Origin of the sequence: Parapedobacter composti, from assembly GCF_900112315.1 — a bacterium.
In the GTDB taxonomy this organism is placed as follows: Bacteria; Bacteroidota; Bacteroidia; order Sphingobacteriales; family Sphingobacteriaceae; genus Parapedobacter; species Parapedobacter composti.
The window spans coordinates 191,164-207,167 of sequence record NZ_FOLL01000003.1; the positions used below are offsets into that span (position 1 = coordinate 191,164).

General features: G+C 51.6%; 15 protein-coding genes. 10 read left to right on the plus strand and 5 right to left on the minus strand.

Going from position 1 to position 16,004, the window contains the following annotated elements:
• Nucleotides 1-3: 3 nt before the first annotated feature.
• A complete protein-coding gene (locus BM030_RS19815) occupies nucleotides 4-453 on the minus strand; it encodes a protein-disulfide reductase DsbD domain-containing protein (RefSeq protein ID WP_170845641.1) in 450 nt (149 codons plus the stop codon).
• Between the two features lie 101 nt (nucleotides 454-554).
• Entirely contained in the window at nucleotides 555-1,325 is a 771-nt protein-coding gene (locus BM030_RS05565; protein ID WP_170845642.1) for a biotin--[acetyl-CoA-carboxylase] ligase, read from the minus strand.
• A gap of 48 nt (nucleotides 1,326-1,373) precedes the next feature.
• Here BM030_RS05565 and rsfS point away from each other — a divergent pair, with 48 nt between their 5' ends.
• The 7 genes from rsfS (at nucleotide 1,374) to BM030_RS05600 (ending at nucleotide 10,760) form a co-directional block, all read left to right on the plus strand.
• A complete protein-coding gene (gene rsfS / locus BM030_RS05570; RefSeq protein ID WP_090972015.1) occupies nucleotides 1,374-1,748 on the plus strand; it encodes a ribosome silencing factor in 375 nt (124 codons plus the stop codon).
• Between the two features lie 55 nt (nucleotides 1,749-1,803).
• Nucleotides 1,804-3,885 (plus strand): ATP-dependent zinc metalloprotease FtsH, encoded by a 2,082-nt coding sequence (ftsH, locus tag BM030_RS05575; protein WP_090972017.1) that lies wholly within the window; start codon nucleotides 1,804-1,806, stop codon nucleotides 3,883-3,885.
• Nucleotides 3,886-3,902: 17 nt separating this feature from the next.
• On the plus strand, nucleotides 3,903-4,541 hold the full coding sequence (locus tag BM030_RS05580; RefSeq protein ID WP_244518704.1) for a LutC/YkgG family protein: 639 nt from the start codon (nucleotides 3,903-3,905) through the stop codon (nucleotides 4,539-4,541).
• Between the two features lie 188 nt (nucleotides 4,542-4,729).
• Complete coding sequence (locus BM030_RS05585; protein ID WP_139215816.1) at nucleotides 4,730-5,800, plus strand: PA0069 family radical SAM protein; 1,071 nt, start codon at nucleotides 4,730-4,732, stop codon at nucleotides 5,798-5,800.
• 43 nt (nucleotides 5,801-5,843) lie between these two features.
• Entirely contained in the window at nucleotides 5,844-6,470 is a 627-nt protein-coding gene (locus BM030_RS05590; RefSeq protein ID WP_090972022.1) for a rhomboid family intramembrane serine protease, read from the plus strand.
• Nucleotides 6,471-6,636: 166 nt separating this feature from the next.
• The gene (locus tag BM030_RS05595) at nucleotides 6,637-8,313 is read left to right on the plus strand and encodes a sodium/sugar symporter (protein ID WP_090972024.1); all 1,677 of its coding nucleotides are present in this window, start codon (nucleotides 6,637-6,639) and stop codon (nucleotides 8,311-8,313) included.
• Between the two features lie 83 nt (nucleotides 8,314-8,396).
• Nucleotides 8,397-10,760, plus strand: a complete 2,364-nt coding sequence (locus BM030_RS05600) for a prolyl oligopeptidase family serine peptidase (protein ID WP_090972026.1) — start codon at nucleotides 8,397-8,399, stop codon at nucleotides 10,758-10,760.
• A gap of 5 nt (nucleotides 10,761-10,765) precedes the next feature.
• Here BM030_RS05600 and BM030_RS05605 read toward each other — a convergent pair whose 3' ends face one another.
• Together BM030_RS05605 and BM030_RS05610 are read right to left on the minus strand one after the other, a co-directional pair.
• The gene (locus tag BM030_RS05605; protein ID WP_090972028.1) at nucleotides 10,766-12,304 is read right to left on the minus strand and encodes a YifB family Mg chelatase-like AAA ATPase; all 1,539 of its coding nucleotides are present in this window, start codon (nucleotides 12,302-12,304) and stop codon (nucleotides 10,766-10,768) included.
• A 47-nt stretch (nucleotides 12,305-12,351) separates the two neighbouring features.
• A complete protein-coding gene (locus tag BM030_RS05610; protein ID WP_090972030.1) occupies nucleotides 12,352-13,530 on the minus strand; it encodes an MraY family glycosyltransferase in 1,179 nt (392 codons plus the stop codon).
• 240 nt (nucleotides 13,531-13,770) lie between these two features.
• Between BM030_RS05610 and BM030_RS05615 the strand changes: the two genes are divergently transcribed.
• The 3 genes from BM030_RS05615 to BM030_RS05625 all read left to right on the plus strand — a co-directional run bounded on the left by BM030_RS05615 (nucleotide 13,771) and on the right by BM030_RS05625 (nucleotide 14,993).
• Nucleotides 13,771-14,040, plus strand: coding sequence for a YtxH domain-containing protein (locus tag BM030_RS05615; RefSeq protein ID WP_090972032.1), 270 nt, complete (start codon nucleotides 13,771-13,773; stop codon nucleotides 14,038-14,040).
• Nucleotides 14,041-14,167: 127 nt separating this feature from the next.
• Entirely contained in the window at nucleotides 14,168-14,551 is a 384-nt protein-coding gene (locus tag BM030_RS05620) for a phage holin family protein (protein ID WP_090972033.1), read from the plus strand.
• The gene (locus BM030_RS05625; protein ID WP_090972035.1) at nucleotides 14,529-14,993 is read left to right on the plus strand and encodes a hypothetical protein; all 465 of its coding nucleotides are present in this window, start codon (nucleotides 14,529-14,531) and stop codon (nucleotides 14,991-14,993) included. The genes BM030_RS05620 and BM030_RS05625 overlap by 23 nt, the downstream gene beginning before the upstream one ends.
• Here BM030_RS05625 and fcl read toward each other — a convergent pair.
• The gene (fcl, locus tag BM030_RS05630) at nucleotides 14,987-15,922 is read right to left on the minus strand and encodes a GDP-L-fucose synthase (RefSeq protein WP_090972241.1); all 936 of its coding nucleotides are present in this window, start codon (nucleotides 15,920-15,922) and stop codon (nucleotides 14,987-14,989) included. The two genes, BM030_RS05625 and fcl, sit on opposite strands and share 7 nt — an antisense overlap.
• Between the last annotated feature and the right edge of the window lie 82 nt (nucleotides 15,923-16,004).

Consider the following 16,004-nt stretch of genomic DNA (forward strand, 5'->3'; position numbering starts at 1 on the left):
CGGTTATTTTATCGCCACCGCAAATGGAACTTCATCCGGTGGCAAACACTGCGTGGCGTCACAGGCCATGAATTCCACCGCGCCCCTAACGGTGGTTGTCCCTTTTTTCAGCTTCACTTTTTGCTGGAATACCACTTCTTTGTCGAAATAAGCCACATCCATGTCAAAAACATCTTCGCGCTTGACTTTGGGTTTCGGTTCGGCGGGTTTACCCACCAAGGCATAGTCAGCCGAAGGGCTGAAGGTAAAGGAGGTCTTTATCGGCCCCCCCTCCTCAACGTGCTGGGAATAAATATGCCAGCCATTGGCAATGGTGGCTTTCATAAATATTACGGCTTCTTCGTTGTTGATTTTCTTGGCTCCGAACTGCCACGTCACAGGCTTTAGAATCTGCGCTGAAACACCGGTGGCTGCCAGAAACAGCATGATTAATGCTAAGGTGATTTTCTTCATGATCATTCTATGTGTTAAGATTAAGACTTTCTGTACGGGCGGGGGTTTAATTCCGGCCGTGCTTGCTCGGTGTTTGCGCAGCAAAGGTACGGAAAAGCGGGTTAAATAACAAACGCCACTTCCTTGATGTCAAAGTCGGCAACATGCCCGCCGAAGTCGATTTGCAGCCTGCCCGTCTCTGTAATATCGAGCAATATGCCGTCTACCTTTACCCCTGATACCAGGAAGGGGTGCCGTTCGCCCAGGCGGTAAAGGCGCTGTTTATAACTTGCCAGCTGCGCCTCGGTTTGCCCCTGTTTGAGGGCAAGGTACTCGCGCTCGATTGACCGGCAAAGAGCGGTGAGTAACTCGCCGATATCGCTGTCTTCCCGCAGGTAATCTTTTATGGAAGTGATACGCCGGCGGATGGCCGCAGGAAAATCCGTTTGGTTAACGTTTATGCCAATGCCCACGATGGCTGATTTCCAAGCCTTTCCCTTTAGGATGTTTTCAATAAGTACGCCGCCTATTTTCCGGTCGCCCACGTAAATGTCATTTGGCCATTTTATCTTTACCCCAACGCTGAGCAGTTGTTCCAGCCAGCGGGCAATGGCCAGACTAATGGCCACCGTGAGCCGGAATTGGTGTTTCGGGTTCAGGAAAGTGGGCATCAGCAACAAACTGAAGGTAAGGTTTCTGCCGGGTTCGCTAAACCATGTGGCGCCCTGCTGCCCCCTGCCAGCAAACTGATGAACTGCCAATATTACAGTACCTTCTGTCAATGGCCTGGATTTTGACAATTCTTTTTTAAGGTATTCATTGGTAGAATCTACCTGCTGTAATGTAATAACATTTTGTCCTTCGAATAATCCCGAAAATGTGTTACTTTGCAATATGATTAATTTAAGGGGTAATATTGCCCAAAACTATAACTATTTTTAATGGTAAAAAATAAAAAATCAGGCTTATCTGCTCACTTATCCGAGATTGTGGTGCAGGGAATGATAGAGAAAAAAGGGAATGAAATTGTGCGGCTTGATTTAAGGAACATTCACAGTTCAGTATCCGATTATTTCGTAATTTGCCACGCAGACTCTTCCATACAGGTCAACGCATTGGCCAAAAGCGTGGAAGAAGAGGTTTACAAAGCATTAAAGCAAGAGCCTTGGCGGAAAGAGGGGTTGGAACATGGGGAGTGGGTATTGCTGGACTTCATAGACGTGGTTGTCCACATATTTAAAACTGATAAACGAAGATTTTACGGCATCGAAGACCTTTGGGGCGATGCCGAGCTAGAATACTATCAAAGTGCGTAATTTAAGAGAAACTAAACAAAAGCATAGTAAAGGTATGCCGAATGGACCCGATAGCATGAAGAGAGTACCCAGTAAGAAAGTGACACCGAAACCGCCGCGATTTAACATCATGTGGCTTTGGGTGGCCATGATCTTTGGATTTTTTGCGTTGCAATACCTATTCAGCGACAGTCGCCCAAAGCAGATAACATACCAGGAGTTTGAACAGAATATGCTCAAGGCGGGCGATGTTGACCGGCTGGTGGCCTATAAACAGAACGATCTGTTTTTTGTAGAAGTGTTTATCAAGAAAGACCGGCTGACAGATCCGAAATACAAGAATGTGAGGCCCAACGATAACAGCCTTACGCTTACGCCAGCGGCTGGTCCGCAGTATATGTTTACAGACGGTTCTTACGATGCACTGGAACGCAAACTGACGGAGGCACAAGCGGAGATGGATCCGAATGATCGCGTATCGCTCCGGTTGGAAGACCGCACCAATGCATGGACGGGCTGGATCTTTTCCCTCATGTTGCCCTTGGTGTTGATTATCGTGTTCTGGATTTTCATCATGCGGCGTATGGGCGGCGGCGGAGCCGGTCCGGGCGGGCAGATTTTCAATATCGGAAAGTCGAAGGCTACGTTGTTTGACAAGGAGTCGCAGGTGGCCGTTACGTTCAGCGACGTGGCAGGGTTGGAAGAAGCCAAGCAGGAAGTGATGGAAATCGTGGATTTTCTGAAGAATCCGAAGAAATATACGAACCTCGGCGGAAAGATTCCGAAGGGAGCCCTTTTGGTGGGGTCACCCGGAACGGGTAAAACGTTGCTGGCTAAAGCAGTGGCGGGAGAAGCACAGGTGCCCTTCTTCTCGCTTTCCGGTTCTGATTTCGTAGAAATGTTCGTTGGGGTGGGCGCTTCCCGTGTGCGCGACCTGTTCCGCCAGGCCAAAGATAAGGCACCCTGCATCATCTTTATTGACGAGATTGACGCCATCGGGCGCGCACGCGGTAAAAACAGTGTCATGGGCGGCAATGACGAACGGGAGAACACATTAAACCAGCTGCTGGTAGAGATGGATGGCTTCGGTACGGATTCGGGCATCATCATCATGGCTGCCACCAACCGGCCGGATGTGCTGGATTCCGCCTTGTTGAGGCCGGGCCGGTTCGACAGGCAGATTTCCATAGATAAGCCAGACCTGGTGGGCCGTGAACAGATTTTCAAGGTGCACCTTAAGCCACTGAAGCTGGCTGCTGAGGTAGACGCCAAAAAGCTTTCGGCACAGACTCCCGGTTTTGCCGGAGCCGAAATTGCTAACGTCTGTAACGAGGCGGCGCTCATTGCCGCAAGGCGCAATAAATCGTCGATCGATATGCATGACTTCCAGGATGCTATTGATCGGGTAATCGGTGGTCTGGAGAAGAAAAATAAAATCATTTCACCCGAAGAGAAACGTATTGTAGCGTACCACGAAGCGGGCCACGCCATTGCAGGGTGGTTCTTGGAGCATGCCGACCCCTTGGTTAAGGTTTCTATCGTGCCACGCGGCGTAGCGGCGCTGGGCTATGCGCAATACTTGCCTAAAGAGCAGTTTCTGTACACCACGGAGCAGCTGCTGGATGGCCTGTGTATGACTATGGGTGGGCGTGTGGCAGAAGACATCACATTCGGCAAAATTTCAACAGGCGCGCAGAATGACCTGGAGCGCATCACGAAACTGGCTTATGCCATGGTGGCGGTGTACGGCATGAACCCGCGTATCGGCAATGTGTCGTTCAACGACAGCCAGGAAAACCAGTTCCATAAGCCGTACTCTGAAAAGACAGCAGAACTTATCGACGAAGAAGTACGGTCGCTGATTGCTGACATCTACCAGAAGACTAAGCAACTCCTCCTTGAAAAACAGGAGGGCCTGGTGGCCCTGGCCGAAAAATTGCTCGAAAGGGAAATTTTGTTCCAGGCGGATCTGGAAGAGATATTAGGAAAGCGCCCGTTTGACCACCGCACCACGTATGATGAGTTTGTAAACGGTAATCAGGAGGGCGACCAGGGCAAAGCTGCCGAGGGATTGGTGCATGACGGTGTAGGTGATAACTCTGGTACGTTCGATAATAAGCCCGCAGAAGAAGATACGCGCCGGCGCTCGGAGGACTGATGCAGAAAAACGTCAAGATGACCACGGCCAAGGAGCGGATGCTGAAGAAGATAAGGCATGCCCTGCTGCAGAAGCGTGAACATCCATATCCTGCCTTTGAGGAGACACCGTTATTCGGCGATGAGCACGACCCCTTGGATGTGCTTTTCGCCCAGCGGCTTACAGCGGTGGCCGGCAAGTTCGTCTACTGTGAGGATGAGGTGGCTTTTGTAGAGGGCCTGCTTGCCTTGGCGGAGCAGGAAAAGTTGCATCGCATGTATGTATGGGAACCGGCATTACAGCAGCTGCTTGACCATTACGGCTTTCCCTTTTTCCGGACGGATCAGGATTTTGCACAGGCCGATGCGGGTATAACCTCTTGTGAGGCGCTTATCGCACGCTCCGGGAGTATTCTGGTAAGCAACGGGAGTGCAGCCGGAAGGAGGCTTAGCATTTATCCGCACACGCATGTGGTGGTGGCCCGCACTTCACAACTGGTCATGGATATCAAAGACGGGCTTGACCTGATGCGGAAGCGGTACGGTACGGCGCTGCCTTCCTTAATCAGCCTTATCACGGGGCCCAGCCGGACGGCGGATATCGAAAAAACCCTTGTGCTGGGGGCTCACGGCCCTAAAGAGGTTTACGTGTTTCTGCTCGAAGACCGGTTGGGGTAATCGTAGCGTTCTCTGGCGTCGGCAAATCCGAATCATACGGTGAAAGTGCATCGCAAACACATCATGGCCAAGTCGGATTGCGCCAACGTGGCTGAACTAGCGGCACGGAGTGTCAGCGAAGGATGGGTTTAGTGGATTTTTTACAGTCCGCGCATTAAACTTACTAATTATTTTAGTAAGTTTGTGGTGTGGACACCATACAGCATAACGAATACTTCAAAGGCCGGGGCGCGCAGGTCAATACCCATAATAAATTCGCCGCACAACGTTATGTGGCGGAACACGTTGAAGGGTTGGACGAGGAATTCCTGGAAAATTCAGGAACCCAACTCATTGACGAGCATCCCAAAAAGATTATCAGCACCAACGACAGTCCGGATTTATCGATGGGCTATTCAGCAAACCCTTACCAAGGGTGTGAGCATGGTTGTATTTATTGCTATGCACGCAATGCACATGAATACTGGGGGTACAGCGCCGGGCTTGACTTCGAGCGTAAAATCATCGTAAAGCGGAATGCTGCTGAACTGCTTGAACGCCAGTTCAACGCCAAGGGATATAAACCGCAGGTGATTATGCTCTCCGGCAATACAGACTGCTACCAGCCGGTGGAGCGGAAGCTTAAAATTACACGGGCGATGCTGGAGGTCATGCGTGTTTACCGCCATCCGGTATCGATTATCAGTAAAAACTCCTTGATACTTCGGGACCTGGACATTCTATCGGAGATGGCACCGTTGGGGCTCGTGCAGGTGGCCATCTCCATCAATTGCCTGAACGAGGAATTGCGGCAGAAGATGGAGCCGCGCACGGTAACCGCAAAAGGCCGGCTAAAGGTTATCCAGCAGCTTACCGAAGCAGGTATCCCGGTAATGGTGATGTGCGCCCCCATCATTCCCGGCCTCAACAGCGATGAGGTGCCGGAGGTTATCAAGGCTGCGGCAGCGCACGGTGCCAAAGGGGCTGGCTATACCATCGTCCGCCTGAATGGGGCAATAGGCGAGCTGTTTACCGACTGGGTGCATAAGGCATTTCCCGACCGCGCCGAAAAGGTATTGCACAGCATTGCCGCATGCCATGGCGGAAAATTGAACGACAGCCGCTGGGGGGTGCGGATGCGGGGCGAGGGTAAGCTGGCCGAAAGTATCCACCAGCTCTTTAAGGTAAGTGTAAAGCGGTATATGGGAGAGCGTAAGCTCCCCGAGCTGCGGCTGGATCTATTCGCCCCTAAACGGGGAAGGCAGCTGGATTTATTTTGACAGCAGATAATTTTTCTTACTTTAGGCCAATTAACCACATAACATGAAAGAATACCTCACCCAAACACCGGTAGCCAGTATCATTTTCGCCTTTACCATCGTGACCAGTATTTATACTTTTTCAAACCACTATCTCTTCGGCAAGTTCATGCTACACCCCTATAGCGTAAGCCGGGGCCAGCGTCTGCATACACTGCTGACCAGCGGGCTTATCCACCGGGACTGGGGCCACCTGCTGTTCAACATGCTTACCTTTTACTTTTTTGGTTTTTCGTTAGAAGCATTGCTTGTACAGTTAAGCTCTTGGGGGCATGTGCAGTTCGCCATGATTTATGTGCTCGGTTTGATATTGAGCGACGTGGGCACTGTGTTTAAGCAGAAGAATAACCTGTCGTATTATAGCTTGGGGGCTTCCGGGGCCATCTGCGCCGTGCTTTTCAGTTTTATCCTTTTTGATCCGAAGATGATGCTGGGTATTTTCTTCATCATTCCGATGCCTGCATGGTTATTCGGTATGCTTTTCCTGGGCTACTGTGTCTGGGCTTCCAAAAACGCCCGCGATGGAATCAACCACGATGCCCATTTTTACGGCGCTATTTTGGGCGTCATCCTCACCATCGTATTTTATCCCTGGGTTATCCCACATTTTATCCAACAGTTTACAGGTTGATGCTTAGTGTTTTTTGAACACTATTTTAACACGCTTATTGCCATGCAGATAAGCTTTGTTTTGCGTTGTTCAGCCGTAAATGTAATTGCCGGGTATTGATATGTTACGATTAATTTTTACTTTAGCTGCATTATAAACTTAATCGTATACAGGCAACAAACAAAGCATGGAGTTCGCATTACTTGATAAACTGATTTTCATTGGGTATGGCCTACTGATCATCGGTATTGGGCTGTGGGTGTCAAGAGGAAAAGGGAAGTCTTCTGAAGATTATTTCTTGGCGAGCAAGTCGTTGCCTTGGTGGGCTATCGGCGCATCGCTGATTGCGGCTAACATTTCTGCCGAGCAGTTCATCGGGATGTCCGGATCAGGGTTTGCCATCGGGCTGGCTATCGCATCGTATGAATGGATGGCGGCGCTTACCCTATTGATCGTGGGTAAATTCTTCCTCCCTATTTTTATCGAGAAAAAGCTGTATACGATTCCCCAATTTATCGAAGTCCGGTATGGAACGAATTTAAAAACCATTTTAGCGGTATTTTGGGTTTGCTTGTTTGTGTTCGTAAACCTGACCTCGGTTTTATACTTGGGGGCTACCGCGCTTGACACCATCCTCGGCACCGGCGATGGTTCGATCTTTATGTATGCCATATTTGGGCTGGCCTTGTTTGCGGCCGCTTATTCCTTATACGGCGGCTTGTCAGCCGTGGCGTGGACAGACGTGGTGCAGGTGGTGCTGCTTGTGGTGGGCGGGCTTATCACTACGTTCATGGCGTTGTCCCATATTTCGGACGATGGCGGAGTCATTTCGGGCATGGTGAAGGTATATGAGGCGGTGCCCGAAAAATTTTCGATGATCCTTGAAAAAGGCGAAGTGATTTCGCCGGGGGGGCGTGATGCGTGGTGGGATTTGCCGGGTTTGGCCGTGATTGTCGGAGGGATGTGGGTGGCTAACCTGTACTATTGGGGCTTTAACCAATACATTATCCAGCGCACCTTGGCCGCCAAGAGCCTGAAGGAATCGCAGAAAGGAATTATCCTGGCCGGATTTATAAAGTTGCTGATGCCTTTGTTGGTGGTGGTGCCGGGTATCGTGGCGTATGTAATGAACATGGATCCCAATGGGCAGATCACGGCTGGGCATGCCGATCCTTCCTTTTTTTCGCGGGCGGGCAATGTCATCAATGACAACGCTTCGCCGTGGCTTATCAAAGAATTTGTGCCTACCGGGGCAAAGGGCCTGGTGGTGTCGGCACTGGCGGCGGCCATTGTGTCATCATTGGCGTCAATGCTGAATTCCACTGCCACCATTTTTACGATGGATATCTATAAGCCCTATTTCCAGAAAAAGGCATCTGAGCGGGGCTTGGTGCGTGTGGGCCGTGTTTCCGCATCCCTTGCGCTGGTAGTGGCTATTCTGCTGGCTCCGCAGCTGGCTAATCTTGGCCAGGTGTTCCAGTATATACAGGAATACACGGGCGTGGTGAGCCCGGGTATCCTCGCGGTATTCATGCTGGGATTGTTCTGGAAGAAAACGACGAACAACGCTGCGATATGGGGAATACTGGCCTCTATTCCCATTGCTTTTTACTTTAAAGTGGCCCCTAACGGCTGGTCTACCAGTCCCATGTTCTTAAACCTGCCGTTCATGCACCAAATGATGATCACCTGGATCCTGGTCATGCTCGTTATGGTAGTCATCAGCTACGTAGAAGGCAAAGGCAGGGATTACGATAAAGGAATCGTGCTGGAAAAATCCATGTTCCGGACATCTCCGGCATTCAACATCGGCGGCTTTCTCATCTGCTTAATTCTGGTGGCCCTCTACGCCATATTTTGGTAGAAAAACCGGTATTTACTTCAGTAGCTGCCGGAAAGATAGTAGATTAGCCGTCGGTTTGACAGCCACATGTAAACAGCAAGCCGATGCATAAGATATTGTTTACCCTCGCTTTTATTGGCGTTCACCTGCTCTATGCGCAGCAACCTGTACTGACAGTTGAACAAATCATGCGCGATCCCAAGTGGATGGGTACACCGCCTGATGGAATCCGCTGGGGCGCCGACGGCAACCTCTATTTCTCCTGGAACCCTGATGCGCAGCCGAGTGCATCGCTGTACCGTATCACTACATCAGACTATACCCCGCAAAAGGTAGACGAGGCGGATGAAGAGACCGTTGTGAGCCACTATGTATTTGATAGCGCGCGGCGCCGTATTGTCTTTGAACGGCAGGGAGATATTTACGTGCGCGAATGGAGATCGGGCAAAGAAACACGGCTTACCCATACGGCGGCGCAGGAGCGCAATCCACGGTTCAGCCGCGATGGGCAGAGCGTTATTTTCCAACAAGGCGATGATTTGTTCAAATTATCGCTGTTGGGGCATGAGTGGGTACAGCTCACCCACTTCAGCCGAGAAGGGGGGCGTAGCGAAAAACGGCAAGGGACCACGGCAGCACAGGAACGTTGGCTGGAAAACGATCAGCTGCAACTCTTTCAGGTATTGCGGGAGCGTAAGCAGCAAGACTCGCTCCGCAAGGTACGGCAGGATAAAGCGGGGCCGTCTTCCCTCAAAACCATCGCTATTGGCGATGCGATATTGTCCATGCAGCAGCTGAGCCCTGATGAACGTTTCGTCACCTACCGGCTTACCCGGCGCGTTAACGGCAATAGAAACACCGCCGTACCCAACTACGTGACGGAATCGGGTTACACGGAGCATATTCCAGCCCGCACAAAGGTCGGCAACCCGTTGCCGGTATCGCATACGTACATTTACGACCGCCACCGCGATACGGTGTACGAGGTGGTTACGGCCAACATTCCCGGAATCAAAGACCTCCCTGATTTCTGGGATGATTATCCCGAAGAGAGGGCCAAGCGGCTGGAAGCGGACGCCGATAGGCAAGTGCAGGTAGGGCAGGTGGCTTGGAATGATGCCGGTACTGCGGCCTGCGTGGTGGTTACCGCCACGGATAATAAAGATCGCTGGATTATGCGGCTTGACGCCGAAACAGGTGGACTCCATTTGATCAATCGCCAGCGTGACGAAGCGTGGATTGCGGGCCCGGGTATTGGCGGGTCATGGGGTGGAGGCAGCTTGGGCTGGGTAGACCAGAAGACCGTGTACTTCCAGAGCGAAGCTTCGGGGTATTCGCATATTTATGTGGCCGATGTCTACAGCGGCGAAACGAGGCAGCTTACCACCGGGCGCTGGGAGGTGAGCAATCTGCAGCTGGCTGCCGACGGGCGGCATTTTTACTTCACGGCAAACAAGGTTCATCCCGGCATCACGCATTTCTACGGAATGCCGGTTACCGGCGGCGATCCGGTGCAGCTTACCCAGCTGGATGGGGGCAATGAGGTGGCGCTGTCGCCTGACGAGCAATGGCTGGCCATCCGTTACGCTTATTCCAACAAACCTTGGGAACTGTACATGCAGCCCAACAAACCAGGAGCAAAGGCCATACAGGTTACCGAGTCGGTTACGGCTGCGTTCAAAGCGTATCCATGGCGCGAACCGGAAGTGATTTCATTCAGCAATCGGTCCGGCGACGAGGTATACGCTCGGTTGTACCGGCCAACTGCCCCAAAGGCCGGCAGGCCGGCGGTCATCTTTGTGCATGGAGCCGGTTACCTGCAGAACGCGCATTACTGGTGGAGCCAGTATTTCCGCGAATATTTTTTCCATAACCTGCTGGCTGACCTCGGCTATACGGTGCTGGATATCGACTATACCGGAAGCGCCGGCTATGGACGTGATCACCGGACGGGTATTTACCGCCACATGGGGGGCAAAGATTTGAGCGATCAGGTAGACGGGGCCCGGTTGCTGGTGGAGCAATATGGCGTGAATCCCAAGAATATCGGTATCTATGGCGGATCCTATGGCGGCTTCATCACGCTCATGGCCATGTTTAACGAACCAGATGTTTTTTCTGCGGGGGCGGCGTTGCGGTCGGTTACCGACTGGGCGCACTATAATCACGGCTACACTTCCAATATCCTTAACGAACCGTTTACGGATCCGATAGCATATAAGCGTTCTTCACCGATTTACTTTGCCGAGGGGTTGCGGGGCCACTTGCTCATGTGCCACGGTATGGTTGATGTAAACGTGCATTTCCAGGATATTGTGCGCCTGAGCCAGCGGCTTATTGAGCTGGGCAAAGAAAACTGGGAGCTGGCCGTATACCCCGTGGAAGATCACGGTTTCGTGGAGCCGAGCAGCTGGACGGATGAATATAAGCGTATTCTGAAATTGTTTGAGCAACATCTCGACAACTGACGCGTTTATCCCGCCCAGTTGCTGCGGTCAAGGCTACGGAACTGGATGGCCTCGGCCAGGTGTTCGGTCCGGATAGTGGCGCTGCCATCCAGATCAGCGATGGTCCTGGAGACCTTGAGGATGCGGTCATACGCCCTTGCCGAAAGCCCAAGGCGGGCCATGGCAGCTTTGAGCAGCGCCCGGCCGGTCTCATCTGTGGTGCAAATCTCACGCAGTCCGCGGGTGTTCATCTGTGCGTTGCAATGGATGCCGGTGTGTTTGCTGAACCGTTGTGCCTGCATGTTCCGGGCAGCGGCCACGCGCCTCCGGATGTCGGCGCTCCGCTCGGTAGCCCGTACTGCGGTCAGCTCGTCTGAGGTAACAGGGGTAACCTCCACGTGCAGATCAATGCGGTCCAGCAGCGGTCCGGATATTTTGCTCAGGTATTTTTGCACTTTCCCGGGGTTACACTGGCACTCCTGCTGCGGGTGGTTATAAAATCCACACGGGCAAGGGTTCATGGCTGCCACTAAAATGAAACTGGCCGGATATTGTACCGAAAAACGGGCACGCGCTATCATGATGTGGCGCGACTCCAACGGTTGCCGCATCACTTCCAGCACTGATCGTTTAAACTCCGGCAGTTCATCCAAAAACAACACCCCGTTGTGCGCCAGCGAAATTTCGCCGGGCTGCGGGTAGCTGCCACCGCCCACGAGGGCTACATCGCTGATGGTATGATGCGGAGCCCGGAATGGGCGAGACGTGATAAGCGATGCCGTTACCCCCAGCTTACCCGCTACAGAGTGTATTTTGGTTGTTTCCAACGATTCTTCGAGCGTTAACGGTGGCAGTATGGTGGGCAGCCGTTTGGCCAGCATCGTCTTGCCCGCCCCCGGAGGGCCTATCAACAACACGTTGTGCCCCCCAGCAGCGGCAATTTCCATCGCCCGTTTAATGTTTTCCTGGCCATGCACATCGGCAAAGTCCAAGACTTCGTCCGGACCCGCCTCTTTTAATTCTGTTTCTACAGACACCTGTGTCCTATCGAGCCGTACAGTACCGTTCAGAAAACTTGTCACCTCGCCCAGATGTTTCACGCCGTACACTTGTATATCAGACACCACGGCTGCTTCCCTGGCGTTCGCTTGCGGTAGAATCATCCCTTTAAATCCATCGCGCGCAGCCTGCACGGCGATGGGCAATGCGCCTTTGATGGGCTGTATACTCCCATCGAGCGAAAGCTCGCCCAGAATTAGGAAATCGTTCAATGACTGTTCGCTGATTTGCTTTGACGAAGCCAGGATGCCCACGGCGATGGCCAGGTCATATGCCGACCCTTCTTTGCGGATATCTGCCGGGGCCAGGTTTACTACAATTTTTTGACGTGGCATACGGAATCCTGATGCCGTAAGCGCGCTTTCAATGCGCCGGAGGCTTTCCTTTACCGCGTTGTCCGGCAGGCCGACGATATAGTATTTCGTTCCGCCGGAAATATTGACTTCAATGGTGATCGTGGTTGCGTCAATGCCGTAAACGGCACTTCCGTAGGTTTTGACCAGCATAAGGCAGTATATTTCCGTTAAAGATAGGAAATATCCGGGAGGGCAGGTTAATTTTGGTGTTGTTTTTCTTCGTATTGCGGTAGCGCTTCTGCCGTTTCCGGGGTGTGGTCGCGCAGCTGGTATATCCGGTCATCGTCCTCGGCCGGGACCGGCTGCTGCGGAATTTCCGGCCGTACATCATATAACCACAGCATGGTGTTCATCAGCAACACAATCAAAGCCATCAAGATAAGAAGTTCCACGGTGCCGATATGCTGGAAAGACAGCGCCGTGCCAATCATCAGCATGTTGAAACCGGAGAGCGACAGCGTTGCCTGGGTATGCGTCATGCCGGTCTCCAAGAGCCTATGATGCAGGTGGTTGCGGTCGGCAGTGAAAGGCGATCGGCCCTGCGTTAAGCGTATCACAATAACCCGCAGGGTATCGAATATCGGGATAATCAGTATGGCAATTGCTACGGCAGGTACCGACTGGATGGCGAAACCGGTTACCGGATACGGCCCCGCGTTTTTACTGAGTTCTATAAATTGGATGGTAAATATCGATACGATGAAGCCGATGGTATACGCCCCCGCGTCGCCCATGAAGATCTGGGCATTGCCGGCATTGAAGCGGAGAAACCCGAGCACCGATCCGGCCATGCTGATGGCCAGTATGGCTAACCCGTATTCTTGCATTTGGAAGAAGATATAACCGAAGGTCAGGCCCACGATAAGACTTACGCTGCCAAGCAGCCCGTTGATGCCGTCAATCAGGTTGAAGGCGTTAATGATAAACACGATAAACAGGCAGGTAAACAAGTAACCCACCACGGGGTTGATCTCATAAATGCCGAAAATCCCGTAAAAACTGGTCAACCGGATATCGGCAAAGTGCACCATAATCAATGCGGAGACAGACTGTGCAAAAAACTTTTTGTAAGGATTCAGTGCTGCTAAGTCGTCCTTCAGGCCTACCAAGAAGATAAGCAGTCCGGAGGCTAAGATATAGTTTCCGTACGGCAATGTGCTGCTGGAAATGCACAGACAGGCCGTAAAAACCAAAGCGGTTAACACGGCTATACCACCGAGATTCGGCGTACGATGTTTGTGAATCTTCCGTTCCTCCAGCGTCGGGTCATCAAATAATGCTTTGTGGTAGGCCAGCTTAATAAGGGAAGGGACGGCATACGAGGCGATGACGCACGAGAACAAAAATGAAAAAAACGCCAAGTAAATGTCTGTCATAAGTAGCGTGTTTAACACGGCTTAAAGCAAAGAGGCGGTAGCTGACGGCACGCACGTCGTTGACACAGTTTGTTCCTCTGCTCTAATCACTTAACGAAGCGCAATTTCTGTGCCACGTGTACTGCGTGGTAGCATTTGCTTTTTTCCGCTGTTTTTTGCCTTTTTGGCAAACGATTTGCAGGAATGTTTGTATCTTTAAGAAGAACGTAGGTAGTTTTTAATTAAATAATCATAACTATTATGGACAGTAACGCGAAAGTTGTAGCAGCATTATTGGCGGGGTTGGCAGCAGGCGCTGCATTGGGAATCTTATTTGCACCGGAAAAAGGAACCGAAACCCGTGAAAAACTGAATGACTCATTGAGGGATTTAGGTGAGGCGCTTAAAGAGCGTACCGCTGAGCAGATGGAGCACCTGAATGACTTCAAAGATAAAGTGCTGGCTGCCGTGAAGACGAAAGTCAACAAAGGCGAGCGCATGGTAGAAGAAGGACTGGAAGAGCACGCCTGAATATAGGAAAGGGCCGTGGCCCTTGGCCATGACATGGCATCGCACCTGATTAGCGACATCCATTCACCGAAGTGGATAAGGTTTCTTATTATCATAAACGCGCACTATTATACCTTTGGCTGAACCCATGGAGGAACAAAAGTTTTCATTTAAAGGGGTATTCCAGAAGAGCAAAGAGTACATCGATACCCGCTTTAAGCTGTTTAAGCTCAAGCTTGTCGAACGGTCGTCGCGGCTGATTGCGAGCCTTATCGTAGACGTCGTCAGGGCTGTCTTTGCCGTCTTTGTGGTGTTTTTCCTCAGTTTAGCCTTGGGGTTTTACCTGAGCGAGCTGCTGGGCAGTTCTTCACTGGGTTTTTTGGCAACGGGAGGAATATTCGTGTTGTTGATAGTGTTGGTATCGCTCTGTGAGAATCCATTGGAGCGCTTATTCATGAACCTTTCCATTAAGCGGTTTCTGCAAAAGTGGAACGACGAAATAGACGACGATGAGGAAGGAAAGCAAGATTAAAAATCTACATGATCTACGGGCCGAAATTACCCGTTTAAAGGCACTTGCCCGGGAGCAGGAGCGTTACCTCGACGATCAATATCTCCTCCTACAGGCTAAAATCGAAGCCCCTTATCGTTTTTTGAAGTCTGCCCTTTCATGGGTTCCCGGTGCCAATACTGCGAAGGGGCTGTTTGCTAAGCGCCGTGAAGGCGAAGATTGGCTGAGCCGGGCACTGCGCATCGGGTTGCCCGTGGTATTGAACCGGCTGTTTCTCCGTAAGGCCGGGTTTTTCAAACGTGCGTTGGTGACCCTGCTGTCGCAGCAGGCTGCCGGCGCGCTGAATAAAGACCGGCTGAGTGCCTTCATCAACAAAGTGACCGATTTGATCAGGCCATCCGGCAAAAAGCGCAGGCCAAGGCACGTAGACTACGGCATTCCGCCCGACAGTGAGACCTACTGAGCCGCGTGCTGTGCCAAAAAATCGTCATAAGCCATTTTAATGCCCGCTTCCAGCGCTGTAGTATGGTGCCAGCCTAAGGCATGAAGCTTACTCACGTCCATCAGTTTACGCGGAGTGCCGTCGGGTTTAGTCGTGTCAAACCGCACGGTTCCCTGATAATCTACAATCGTCTTGATGAGGTGGGCAAGGTCTGCGATGCTTAAATCCGTTCCTGTACCGATGTTGATCAACTGTGGGTTATCATAGGTCTCCATAAGAAATACACAGGCGTCCGCCAAATCATCTGCGAAGAGGAATTCGCGTTTCGGTGTGCCCGTTCCCCAGATGGTTACTTCCGGCAGCCCCGCGGTTTTCGCCTCATGGAAGCGGCGTATGAGCGCGGGCAGTACATGGGAATGCTCGGGGTGATAATTGTCGTTATACCCATATAAATTCGTGGGCATTACCGATATGAAGTTGCAGCCATATTGGTCATGATAGGCCTGGCAAAGCTTAATGCCAGCGATTTTCGCTATGGCGTACGGCTCGTTTGTCGGCTCCAGCAATCCGGTAAGCAGGTATTCCTCTTTGATGGGTTGCGGGGCGTGTTTCGGATAGATGCAGCTCGAACCCAAAAACAGCAGCTTTTTTACACCATGCTGGTAGGCTTGGTGGATCACATTATTTTGTATCGCCAGGTTTTCGTAGAGAAAATCCGCCCGGAAGGTGTTGTTCGCTAATATTCCCCCAACCTTTGCGGCGGCGAGGAATACATAGTCAGGCCGCTCTGCCGCAAAGAAATCGGCTACGGCCTGTTGGTCGCGCAGGTCCAGCTCGGCAGAGGTGCGCAGCAGCAGTCTGTCATACCCCAAGGCCCTTAGTTTGCGGTATATGGCCGAACCCACCATCCCCCGGTGGCCGGCAACGTATATCTTGGCATCTTTATTCACGGTCAGAAAAGCTATTGTACAAAGATAACTATTTTCGGCTATCCGCACCGGCATGCCGTGCGGCGCAATGGTCATTACTTGC